Genomic DNA, 10,366 nt, shown 5'->3' with positions numbered 1-10,366 from the left:
AACTTGACCGCCTCGAGGTCGGAGGCCGGCACCACGACCGTCGCCTTCTCCACCGCATAGGAACGGTTGCTACCGGGCACGATCAACAAGCGCGACGTGTAGACCTTGTCGCGAAATTTCAAGGACTCAGGCGATGAGAACGTTGAGGATGCAATTGCCTGCTCCGAGGACGTTTGCACCTCAGTTGAGGTCGTATCGATCTTGGCCATGTATTTTCTCCAGGCATGAAAAAGCCCGCACTGGGCGGGCTGGATAAATGTTTGGGTTAATGCTTGTGGTGGTTGTCGCTGTTGCCGGCGGCCATGATGTTGCCAGCGCCGTCGATGTTGCCCGTTACGGATAACGCGCCGTCGATATTGACAGGCCCTTTGATATTCACGGTCGCTTCAAGATCAATCGTCCCCGACTTCACCGTTACCGCGTTATCCGTAACGACGACGTCCGTGCCGCCGACCTTGATCGCCGCCGTGCCACTCGGCAGGGCGATGGTGTAAGACTTGGCCTGCCAGTCGTAGACCAGCGAGCCGCCATCATCGAAGCGCCAGACCTCGACATGGTCGCGATTATCTGGCGGCGGTCCAGCATTGCCATACAGGCCCGGGACAAACGTGCCTTGCGACACGTCACCGCTGGGACTGATCAAACTGCCCTGCTCGCCCAAAGACGGCGCCCGCCAGTGCCTTGCCTTGCCGGCGGCGATGCTGTGCCAGCGCACCCAAGCGCTGACCCATTCACTGCCGTCTGACACGCGACATACCGGCGGTGACGCGGACAGATCCACCGCGACCACGTAGCAAGCCTTTACCGCCCCCGCGATCATGCGGTCATGCTGAGCGCTGGCATAACTCATGACAGATCCTCGGGCCTGAATGGGCCGTCACCAGGTTCAACATCAAACACCAACGTTCCCGGCGGTTCGTCCGGCCACGGCCATTCCTCAACGCCGAGATAAACCTGCTGAGTCCACTCCACCAGCCACACCGTGTATCCATCCAGGTGCGGCTGGGTCCAGTCCTGCAGCGATTGCACAAACTCGGCGGGTTCAACTGCCAACCCCCACGTCTGCGAACGCAGCAGCACCGCCAACTGCGTCGCTAATTGCACGGCCTGTTGATGATGGTGCGCCTTGATCGGGTCAACAATGATCCGAGCCTCGAACTTGCAGACCAGCGAGGTTTCGCCGGTGCCGATATCGGTACCCGGCTCGATCTCGGCCACCTCCAGAAACACCGCTGGCAGCAACACGCGATCCTTAATGTCTGGCCAGGCCGTGACGTCCTGCACGCCAGGCAAGTGGGTACGCAGATGCTGTTCTACCGCCCGATAAAGCTGGCTCAGGCTGAACGGTTCTTCAGACATTGCCGATCCTCTTGAGGTATTTCTGCAGCTCAAAGTTGAGTTCCTGTTTGAGGATCTCCAGCAGGCGCTCATCTGCTTTTTTTACCCAGCTTTCGAAGTGCGGCCGGGCTTGCTCCAGCGATACCTTGGCCTTGGCCAGCGGGAATCGACTGCCGTTTTCGGCGACCCAACCCGAACTCGGCCCGCGACCGGGTGACACCGTGCTGTCGGGGTAGTCATCCGCGTTGAAATGCTTGCTGGCCGTGCGTATCCAGATATCGGGTTTGTTGCCGTAGACCTTTTTCAGAAAGGCACCTTGGTAACGCCGCCCCGCTACTGACACGCCGCTGTTGCTTTGCCGCGCCCGGCCGATCCGGCTGGACTCGATGGCGTTCAAACCGAACCACAGCTTGCCGCTCGCGGCACCGCCGGAAACTGGGTAGCTGCGCAACCGCTGACGGACCGCCGCAACTGCGATGCGTTCTGAGCGACTGACCGCTCGGGCGATGTGCGTGCGCAACCAACCCAACGTCTTGTTGATCGCGCGCCGATGCGCCGCCGCAGCCGCTTTCGGCACCACCTTGGCAAAGTCCTGGAACGCCTGAAAGTCTGCGGCCGAGGACTGGATGGAGATCATCCCGCCCCCGGCCGAGGGTTTGAAATAGCTGCCGACACTCATGGGCGCAACCTCAAAATCAAAGCGACCAGACCGTCACCGCTCGGTTCGAGCTGGATCAGGTCGTAGTCGCCGCCGCCATCCAAGGCAGGCAAGTCAACGCTGACCAGCATGCCTTGCTGCAGACCTTGCGAATCGCTGACGCGGATCTCGAAGCGAGGCTCGCGCAACCCGGTGTTGAGCTTGCCGAACTTGGGTTGCAGCCAAGGCGCGGCGAACATGCCGAACACTGGCTCTTCGCGACCTTCGATCCGTGCAGTGTCGCCCAGCGTTTCGAACACCACCGCGTCGACCTCGGCGATCAGATCGCGAAAGCCCACGGTCAGAGTTCCAGCAGGATCTGAGCGCGCGGTCGAGTGCAAAGATGCAGAGGGTTCGACTGCGCCTCACCGGCCATGCCTTTGTTGAAGGGCAGCGGCTCGATCATGCTGTAGTACGGAATGCCCTGGGTGTTGACCGTTTCCATGTAGTCGGCCGGCGCGAACACCGAGATGTACAGATCCGGCACGCCTTCAGGCACCAGCAGTGCCTTGTCGTCGCGGACGAAAGACACACCGGCGACCTTGCCACGATAGCGCTCCCAGATGATGCCGCCGAACTCGAAGCTTTCGCGCGCATCACCACGCAAGGCCGCCGCTTGCTGACTGTTAAGGTAGGTTTCTTTGACCGACTTATGAACGATCAGCTTGTTCCAGAAGTTCTTGCCGCAGAAGGCGCGCGAGCCGGTGCTGGTCACGCTGCCCAGCGCATCCTCCTGCATGTCCAGCGCCTCACCGCACTTAACCCGCAGCTCGGTACCGGCTTCAGTCAGCCCCATGGACAACTTCTGACGCTGAACACCGAAGCGCTCATACAAGTCCAGCAGCACCGTCGAACCATCAGCGTCGAGGATCTGGCCGTTGAGTGCGCCCATGCGCTGGAATTCATGCGTGGCGTCCAACTGTCGACGCGCCTTTGCCAGGCGTGCATTGACAACATCCTGCACCGCCTGCAGCTCAGTGCGAGTGCCGAAGGCGCGGATGCCTTGGATCTCATCCGCCTTGATCGTGAAGCGCTCAGGCAGGTGGACGGTGTTGAACGGGATCAGGTTGCGCTTGCTCGCAGCAACCACCAGGCCAGAACCACCGCGCTCACCGGCCGGCACCAGTGCCAGGGTGTCACCGTCCTTTTCAATCTGCACGGTCAGGGTGGTAATGCCTTCCTCGCGGAACAGGCCCAAGGCGCTGATACGGCCCGGCAGGTACGGTTGATCATTGAGTGCAGCGGTCAGCGAGGTAACGGTAAACGCTTCGTCTTCAAAAATGGCGATATCGGCCATGGGTACTCTCCAGAAACGAAAAATCCCGCACGCGGCGGGATGCATGAAAGAAGGAAACGTCTTAGCGGACGATCACAGAATGTGCGGCTAAGGCTTTTTCGGCAGCCAGATCGAGGCCAGTCAAATGCGCTTCACTGACCTCGGCCAACCGCACCACGGCACGACCGCGACGCACCACGTCGGATTCGCCGAGCGGGCCGTAGAGAATGGCGACAGCGTTTTCGGTGCCGTCCTCAGCAGTCGGGTCGTAGGGTGCGAATTCGCCGGAGGCGATCACCAGCCCGAGGATTTGTCCCGGCCACAATGCTGGGCCGGCCGCGACGTTGATCGCTTCACGCGAAATGGTGCCGGCGCCTTCGGACAGCAGGAATTCACCTGCGTGCATCGGTTCCTGTTTGATGGTCATGCTCGTGCTCCTTTCGCGCTTTGCGCGGTTCCAGTTTGGGCCGCTTGGCGAGCAGCCCAAATCGAGTTGGGATCAGGTTGTTTGGCCAGCACCTTGGGCGCTGGGTCGTCCGCCAGCGGCAGACTGTTGTCGATCTCGAAGCCTTTACCGCTGGTGACAATCTTGTCGAACAGACGCGCCCGCACCGCCGGCGCATCCAGACCTGCCGCGACATACTCGGCGCTGAACTCAGGCAGCCGCGCGGCGACGCAAAGGTCATTCACCGCCTTGGCGCGTGCCAGGCCGGCCAAAACGATTTCTTCACTTTCAAGCTTGGTGGACTTGAGCAGCGGTTCGACCAGGTTGATGATGCCTGCCGCCGTACAGCGTTGAGTGATCAACAGCGCCAACTTGGACGAGTCGACTACAGGCGGCACCAGCGGCGGATCGACAGGCTCAAGATCCGGATCCGGTTCAGATGGCTCATCGAGCTGGGCCAGCAGTTCAGCCGGTGCGTTCTGGAATCGTTGCAGCACCGCGCCTTGACCGAGACAGGCTTTGACCTTGACGCCGTCGCCCACTTCATCGGCCAGACCCAAAGACACCGCTTCGTTGGCGGTCAGCCAGGTTTCGGCCGCCACCAAACGCCGCAGCTCCACCTCATCAATTTCGGGGGCTTTGGCCTTGTACGCGGCAATGATCGCTTCCATGGTTTGATCGAGAACATCGGCTATCTTGCGAAAGCCTTCGGCATCACCGGCAGCGTAAGTCCACGGGTTGTGGATCATCAACATTGCGTTGGAAGCGATCACCACCCGGTGGGCACCGCATACGGCGACACTGGCGGCGCTCGCTGCCAGCGCATCAATCCGCCCGGTGCAGCGCTCGCCCAGACGCGACAGCGCGTTGTGCATAGCCAGACCATCGAAAAGATCGCCGCCGATGCTGTTGAACGCGGCGACCACCGGTGAAACGCCGTCATCCATGGCACGCAGATCCTGCACGAACTGATTGGCAGTGATGCCCCACGCGCCGATCTCGCCATAGACGAAAACCTCGATCACCCGCTCGGTGGCCTCTCCGCTGGCCTGCAGGGCGTACCAGGTCTTGTCCTGAACCTCGACGCGCTTTCCCGCGCGGTTGTAAATGCGCGGTCGCGCTTGTTTGCTCATGGTTGCTCCTTGTCGTCGGTGTCTTCGACGGCATCAAGGGTGTTGTAGTTGAGGCCCAGTTTTGTGGCCCGTGCCAGATCGGCAGCGTTTTCCAGATCGACCGTTTCGGCGTCGTAGCCGGTGCGCAGCACCATCTCGCTGCGAGAAGAAAACCCGGCCTGTACTTCCATCCGCCGCGCCTGTACGTCCTGTACTGGCTGGATGTAGGCCCAGCCTTGTGGCACCCAGCGAGTGCGCAGGTACTGGCGGCGCTTCTGTGCGTAATCGTCCAGTACCAGGACGCCCGACAGCACTGCCATGTCCATCCACGCGGCCCGCACAGGGCGGCAAAGTTGATGGACGTACACGCTGAATTGCAGTTGTTCCAGACGGCGGCGAAACTCATTGAGCACCACCCGCAGCGCTCGGTCGTTGATACCGCGCATGTCGCCGGTGAGGATCTCGTAAGGCGTACCCGACCCCGCTGCAGCAGCCATCAGTTGTTGCCGCATGAAGTCCGGGTAATTGTTGCCGGCGTCTGGCGGTTTGGAGAACTCAACCTCCTCTCCCGCGCCCAGTTCCTGCATGGTGCCGGGTTCGAGCGCAACCATTGGCGTGAAGCCGTCACGATCCAGATCCAACAAGGCGCCGGTAACAGGATCGCGGGGCGTTTGCCCCGACTCCGGCGCTGGCCGCTTGATGAAACCAGCGAACAGATTGGCCACCTCTTGGCGGAACAACACTGCGTCGTCGTAGTTGTCGAGACTGCGCAGGCGCTTGAGCACCGGCGACAATCGCGGCACACCGCGCAACTGGCCCGGCTCGACCGGTTCGAAGATGTGCAGCACTTGAGTCGCCGGCACGCGAACCAGCTGGTTGTACCCGGCGTTCAGCGAGGCCGCATCACGCGGATGCGACAAATACATCCAGTACGCTACACGCTTGCCGCCTGGGGTGAACTCGATACCGGCGCGGATGACGTTGCCGTTTTTGGTGGTCTCGAATTTGTCGTGCGGCACAAATTCCGGTGCGAGGATCTGCAGCTGCAGCGGAACGGCCAAGCCTTCATCCATACCGCGCGGCCGCAACCGAACGAAGCATTCGCCCGAGGTTTCAACCGTGCGCGCTACCAGCGCCTGCTGGCCGTAAAAATCGGTGCGATCATCCGCATCCGACTCATCGACCCAATCCCCCCACAACTCCTGCAGCAGTTTGCGCAACGCATCATCGTCGGTCGTAGGCCGAGGAGTGATGCCCGTGCCGATCAGATTACTGACGCGCTTGTCGATGACATTGAAGGCATACGGGTCATTGCGAACCGCCGCCCGGGAGCGCGACCGCAGGTTACGCAACGCCGGCGTGTTGATGCTGTTGATCCCGTTGTCGGGAGCGTCCCAGCCAGTGGAACGGCGCCCTTCACCAGCGCCTTCGTAACTGGCCTTGATGTTGGACGGCAGCACAAACCCGTTACGGGTCAGCGTCGGAAACTGTCGGGCCATCAGATCCCCTTCCCTGCGTGGTAAAGCCGGACCACGCGCGAACGTGGCCCAGCTGCACTCGCCAGCGACAAGCGTATTTCTTCGCGCGCCTTGAGCAGCTCATCGACCGTGCGGTACTCCACAGTACGATCGGTGTAGCGCACAGTTTTTTCACCGCGAGCAATGGCCGCCTCAACCGCGTCGAGGTGCTTTTTCGTAAAGGACATATCAGCGTCTCTTGAGGTAGCCGCTCTTACTAACGCGGCGTGGAGGAATAGCCATAGGCTGGTGGCGTGGTGTAACTGATTGAACAGAGTCAGCAGGCGGGGCGGAGTATGTTTTCGAGACAGGTAACGCCTTAGGAGTCTCATTTGAAGAACTAGGTACTTCCGGATCAGCCGGGACCGACTTGTCTTCAAACAAGTGATGCTGCATGAGCGATTGCCGTACTCGATCCCAATCACTTGCGTGATAACGACCCAAACCCAGGTACTCGGCCATCGCTAACGCGTACACCATCAAATCGAGCGCCTCGTTGCGATCCGCCTTGCCCTTCGTCCATTCAACGCGCCACTGACCTTTAACGAAACGAGCAACCTTGCGCTCGGCCACGCATTGGGCAAAGAAGTCATCAGGTAGATCCTTCGCGAAATGTAAAGCACCGGGCCCAGATTCCAGCGCGTAGCGGTTATAGATCCAGTCCTTCGCCGTATCGGTGCCGATCATCCAGAGTTCGGCACCATTCTTTTCGATGTTCCCGCGCCAATTAACATCAACGCGGGACGGACGCTGAGCGATGACCAGCTTGCCTTTACGACTCTCGCCTTTTACTGCAAAGACATTTCGCCAACGGCGAATGCGGCAGAACTGATAAACCTCATGCGTATGGTGTCCACCCGAGTCAACTGCGGTAGCGAGGATGCCCAATCCGACTCCACTAGGGTGCCGGTAGCGAGCCTTGAGTTTGGTATCTAGCGCCTCCCATGTTCTGTCGTCGGATGGGTCACCCATGATGACCTGATGGTCAATGACCCAACGCTCCAATCCGACACCCCAGCCCATTACCATGAACTCAAGACGATTGCCTTGAACGTCCACTGCGGCAGTAAGCATCAGCGCGCCCATTGGTACGGTGCCGAGCACGTAAGTTTCTTGCAGCGCTCGGGCTTGAAGCTCGTCAGCTTTGGTCTGTTCAAGCGCGCTGTCCCAAGGCAGCCCAAGCCTAGTGTTGTAAAACACCTGCATGAGCGACTGATTGCCTTTTTTCTGCTCGCTCATCGCTGAGTCGAACTCACGAGCTAGCAGGCCCCAGCTAGTCCATCCAAGGGGCGCATAAAGGGCATTGAGCTGAAAGCCGATGGTTTCGCCGTCACCGTGAGAATGAGCGCGCCACTCCCCCTTCGCCAGCATGGTCGCCTTCTCATGTTCATCGATGAGCGCGCCGCAATCAGGCCCATTGCAAAGGTACTGAACCTGAGCATACGCCTCGTCCCACTTTAGATGAGACCAGTCGAGCACCTGCATATGCTGGCAGTGTGGGCACGGCACATAAAAGTGGCGTTGATCGCTGATGCGGAAAAGATCATCAATGCGCGATGCCCCTTTGAGAGTTGGCGTGCTAGAGAAATAGAACTTGGCGTTGCGCCCAAACGTTGAGGCTCGCGCCTCCGCAAGCTTGACCGGATCGCCTTCGCTGTTCAGATCCATCTCCCAACGATCAATCTCATCGCCGTAGACGTAACGCACCGATTTTTCTGCGAGGTTGGAAGACGAGCCGGCGGTCGCAATGAACAACCGGCCACCCTCGAACTGTTTGACTCCGGAGGTATTGGTGCCCTCCCTTGAACGCGGCTTCACAATGCGTTCGCGCAACTCAGGAACCACTTCTGCAGCCTGGTCAAAACGAGCGGCAATGTCATGTGCCAAGCGCTGCGTCGGTTCCAGCAAAAGGATGTTCGCAGGCGCCATATGAATGCAGCCGCCGATCCAGTTCAAAGCAATCTGAGTTTTCATCAATTGCGAGGCAACCATTGTCACCACCCGCTTGCACGGATGCGCCGGTGATAGACATTGCATCGGTTCACGTGCGTACGGCGTGCGTGCCGTACGATAGGGTCCAGGTTCAGCACCGCCCTGGCTTTGTGGGATCCGCATGAACTGGTCGGCCCATTCGTCAACCCACAGTTCTGGCTCCGGTCGCAGCCCGCGAAAATATCCAGCGCGGTATACCTCGGTGCCGTCGGCATAACTGGTCATGGTTTATTTCCCGTGTTTGAAAGCGCACGCTGCAAATCAGCGGAAGACATCCGTTCGGCGTCTTCCAGTGTTCGGCGTAACGCTGCCAACAAGTGTTTTTCCACCATCCATGAATCGGTCATAGCCGCCAGCTCTGGGGCGATCTGAGTCGGCATTGTCATGAGCAGATCTCGCAGCAGCCGACCTGTGTCGAACGCGGCTCTGTCGACTACCGCCGACTCAACAAGCACCCCCTGATCCTTGTAAAAATCAGCTTCAACGCTAAGCGAAGCAAAGTGCTCCTTTCGCGCGCGGGCTTTTTGAAAGTCGGGGAGTGCCTCGGCACCGGGGACACTCGGATGCAGTGCAGCTTGCAAGATCGGAGGCGGTACTTCCGGGATCGAGACGCTGGGGCCATCTTTCACAAACCGCTCACGTTCGTGGCGGGCTACAACGCCGGCCTTACTGGGATCTGCTGTTTGTTTGATGAGGGTTTCTGTCGCGTATACATCGACCCGTTTTCCATCCGGCGCCATCACCAAACGCCCGTTGTCTTTCAGCCAGGTGATGGTGCTGGGCGCCTTTCCAATTCGAGCAGCGAAAGCGCTTTTCGATAGGTAGAGAGGCTCAGTCATAGGTGACTTTTCAGTCCTTTTTTCAATGGGATTTCAGTGATTGAAATTTCAGTAACTTTTCAGTGCTCGCAGATACCGAGTTGCGCGGGTTTCCGACCCCGTACCCTCCGAATAACCCCAGGGTCCCCGGCGGTTTCAGGCTGGTCCGCCGCCATTCGGCGGGACATCGCACACGCCAAGCCGCTTGGCAGCCCAGCGTTCGTACAAGCCGATGGCTACATCTGCACCGGCCATTGCCATGAGACAACCCAAGGCGCCCGCCGTCCAGAGCGACATGCCCGCCGCGATCATCAGCATCATTGCTGAGACTCCGCAGACAATGCAGGCACCGGATCGAAGCGCAAGCCGACGCATCAGCGCCCAGCCCCGGGCACCATCCTTGTCTGCTCGCCACATCTCACCCGATACGCCGCCGACCAGAGCCAGGACGATCACCAACCAGATCGGCATTTCTGCCAGCGCTTGCTGCTCATTTGTCATGTTGTGCCTCAAGTGAAGGAGCATGCCGAACACAAAAAAGAAAACCCCGCCGCGGGGCAGGGTTTTCAGTGTCGCGGCGTACGCCAGGACGAAGTGCACAGCACGTGCTCGGGGAAGCGCCAAGGCGCAGAATCCATATCGTGGGGGCTTTTTACCCCCTGAGTACGGAACCGAAAAGGGGGCATTTTCGGTTATCCAACTTGACGCAACTTTGACGCAACTTTGAGGAGACTTTGAGGTAAAGCGCCCCGACCAACGGTCAGCCACTTACGTGCGTCCTTGCGCTCGGCCAGCACCTCAAAGAGTCGGACATGAAGGCGGTGCACAAGATCGTAGTAGGTTTGCTTCGCCTTTGAGACGTAACCGAGTTCATGCATCTGCGCCGCCCATGTCGGCGCAGGGTCAAAGCCATAACGCAAAACCGCCAACTGTTGCAGCCTCTCACCCCGACCATCTTGACGGGCAATCTCGGAAAGAGCGGCACCAACTTCCTGAGCAACTGCATCTGGACCTGCGCCACCGCCAAGAAGGATCCGTGATCCGGGCGTGCCGCGCGGCGCACAGCCGCCCCACTCCATGATCGTGGCCATCGGGCTGCCCATGCCACCAGCCTCACCGCCTTGTCGGCATTGCTCGCCCCAATGTTTCAGCAACAACTCCATTGACTCAA

The 10,366-nt window shown here is 59.6% G+C and carries 14 protein-coding genes; all 14 read right to left on the bottom strand.

Annotation, left to right across the window (positions count from 1 at the left end; genetic code table 11):
• The coding region (locus D6877_RS12065; RefSeq protein ID WP_130910915.1) for a hypothetical protein at positions 1-209 on the bottom strand (209 nt) is incomplete at its 3' end.
• A 56-nt stretch (positions 210-265) separates the two neighbouring features.
• Positions 266-850: a phage baseplate assembly protein V gene (locus tag D6877_RS12060; protein ID WP_130910914.1), complete on the bottom strand. Its 585-nt coding sequence runs from the start codon at positions 848-850 to the stop codon at positions 266-268.
• A complete protein-coding gene (locus tag D6877_RS12055) occupies positions 847-1,359 on the bottom strand; it encodes a hypothetical protein (RefSeq protein ID WP_130910913.1) in 513 nt (170 codons plus the stop codon). Before D6877_RS12055 ends, D6877_RS12060 begins: the two co-directional genes overlap by 4 nt.
• The gene (locus tag D6877_RS12050; RefSeq protein WP_130910912.1) at positions 1,352-2,017 is read right to left on the bottom strand and encodes a hypothetical protein; all 666 of its coding nucleotides are present in this window, start codon (positions 2,015-2,017) and stop codon (positions 1,352-1,354) included. The genes D6877_RS12055 and D6877_RS12050 overlap by 8 nt, the downstream gene beginning before the upstream one ends.
• The gene (locus D6877_RS12045) at positions 2,014-2,334 is read right to left on the bottom strand and encodes a hypothetical protein (protein WP_130910911.1); all 321 of its coding nucleotides are present in this window, start codon (positions 2,332-2,334) and stop codon (positions 2,014-2,016) included. Before D6877_RS12045 ends, D6877_RS12050 begins: the two co-directional genes overlap by 4 nt.
• A gap of 2 nt (positions 2,335-2,336) precedes the next feature.
• Positions 2,337-3,332 (bottom strand): major capsid protein, encoded by a 996-nt coding sequence (locus tag D6877_RS12040; protein WP_130910910.1) that lies wholly within the window; start codon positions 3,330-3,332, stop codon positions 2,337-2,339.
• Between the two features lie 61 nt (positions 3,333-3,393).
• The gene (locus tag D6877_RS12035) at positions 3,394-3,738 is read right to left on the bottom strand and encodes a head decoration protein (RefSeq protein ID WP_130910909.1); all 345 of its coding nucleotides are present in this window, start codon (positions 3,736-3,738) and stop codon (positions 3,394-3,396) included.
• Entirely contained in the window at positions 3,735-4,889 is a 1,155-nt protein-coding gene (locus tag D6877_RS12030) for a head maturation protease, ClpP-related (RefSeq protein WP_130910908.1), read from the bottom strand. Before D6877_RS12030 ends, D6877_RS12035 begins: the two co-directional genes overlap by 4 nt.
• Entirely contained in the window at positions 4,886-6,367 is a 1,482-nt protein-coding gene (locus D6877_RS12025; protein ID WP_130910907.1) for a phage portal protein, read from the bottom strand. The genes D6877_RS12030 and D6877_RS12025 overlap by 4 nt, the downstream gene beginning before the upstream one ends.
• The gene (locus tag D6877_RS12020) at positions 6,367-6,573 is read right to left on the bottom strand and encodes a hypothetical protein (RefSeq protein ID WP_130910906.1); all 207 of its coding nucleotides are present in this window, start codon (positions 6,571-6,573) and stop codon (positions 6,367-6,369) included. The genes D6877_RS12025 and D6877_RS12020 overlap by 1 nt, the downstream gene beginning before the upstream one ends.
• A gap of 1 nt (position 6,574) precedes the next feature.
• Complete coding sequence (locus tag D6877_RS12015) at positions 6,575-8,602, bottom strand: phage terminase large subunit family protein (RefSeq protein ID WP_130910905.1); 2,028 nt, start codon at positions 8,600-8,602, stop codon at positions 6,575-6,577.
• On the bottom strand, positions 8,599-9,216 hold the full coding sequence (locus D6877_RS12010; protein ID WP_130910904.1) for a terminase small subunit: 618 nt from the start codon (positions 9,214-9,216) through the stop codon (positions 8,599-8,601). The genes D6877_RS12015 and D6877_RS12010 overlap by 4 nt, the downstream gene beginning before the upstream one ends.
• A 135-nt stretch (positions 9,217-9,351) precedes the next feature.
• The gene (locus D6877_RS12005) at positions 9,352-9,696 is read right to left on the bottom strand and encodes a phage holin family protein (RefSeq protein ID WP_130910920.1); all 345 of its coding nucleotides are present in this window, start codon (positions 9,694-9,696) and stop codon (positions 9,352-9,354) included.
• A 191-nt stretch (positions 9,697-9,887) separates the two neighbouring features.
• The gene (locus D6877_RS12000) at positions 9,888-10,358 is read right to left on the bottom strand and encodes a hypothetical protein (RefSeq protein ID WP_241662889.1); all 471 of its coding nucleotides are present in this window, start codon (positions 10,356-10,358) and stop codon (positions 9,888-9,890) included.
• Positions 10,359-10,366: the final 8 nt, after the last annotated feature.

This window comes from Pseudomonas sp. Sample_9 (assembly GCF_004307535.1).
GTDB lineage: Bacteria > Pseudomonadota > Gammaproteobacteria > Pseudomonadales > Pseudomonadaceae > Aquipseudomonas > Aquipseudomonas mercuritolerans.
Note: the sequence above shows the minus strand (reverse complement) of the source record. Positions and strands in the feature narration are given on the sequence as shown.

Bases quoted from the DNA above. Each gene is read 5' to 3' on its own strand.
- D6877_RS12030 (WP_130910908.1), bottom strand. From the start codon at position 4,889: ATGAGCAAACAAGCGCGACCGCGCATTTACAACCGCGCGGGAAAGCGC.
- D6877_RS12050 (WP_130910912.1), bottom strand. From the start codon at position 2,017: ATGAGTGTCGGCAGCTATTTCAAACCCTCGGCCGGGGGCGGGATGATC.
- D6877_RS12025 (WP_130910907.1), bottom strand. From the start codon at position 6,367: ATGGCCCGACAGTTTCCGACGCTGACCCGTAACGGGTTTGTGCTGCCG.
- D6877_RS12000 (WP_241662889.1), bottom strand. From the start codon at position 10,358: ATGGAGTTGTTGCTGAAACATTGGGGCGAGCAATGCCGACAAGGCGGT.
- D6877_RS12010 (WP_130910904.1), bottom strand. From the start codon at position 9,216: ATGACTGAGCCTCTCTACCTATCGAAAAGCGCTTTCGCTGCTCGAATT.
- D6877_RS12035 (WP_130910909.1), bottom strand. From the start codon at position 3,738: ATGACCATCAAACAGGAACCGATGCACGCAGGTGAATTCCTGCTGTCC.
- D6877_RS12055 (WP_130910913.1), bottom strand. From the start codon at position 1,359: ATGTCTGAAGAACCGTTCAGCCTGAGCCAGCTTTATCGGGCGGTAGAA.
- D6877_RS12040 (WP_130910910.1), bottom strand. From the start codon at position 3,332: ATGGCCGATATCGCCATTTTTGAAGACGAAGCGTTTACCGTTACCTCG.
- D6877_RS12060 (WP_130910914.1), bottom strand. From the start codon at position 850: ATGAGTTATGCCAGCGCTCAGCATGACCGCATGATCGCGGGGGCGGTA.
- D6877_RS12020 (WP_130910906.1), bottom strand. From the start codon at position 6,573: ATGTCCTTTACGAAAAAGCACCTCGACGCGGTTGAGGCGGCCATTGCT.
- D6877_RS12015 (WP_130910905.1), bottom strand. From the start codon at position 8,602: ATGACCAGTTATGCCGACGGCACCGAGGTATACCGCGCTGGATATTTT.
- D6877_RS12005 (WP_130910920.1), bottom strand. From the start codon at position 9,696: ATGACAAATGAGCAGCAAGCGCTGGCAGAAATGCCGATCTGGTTGGTG.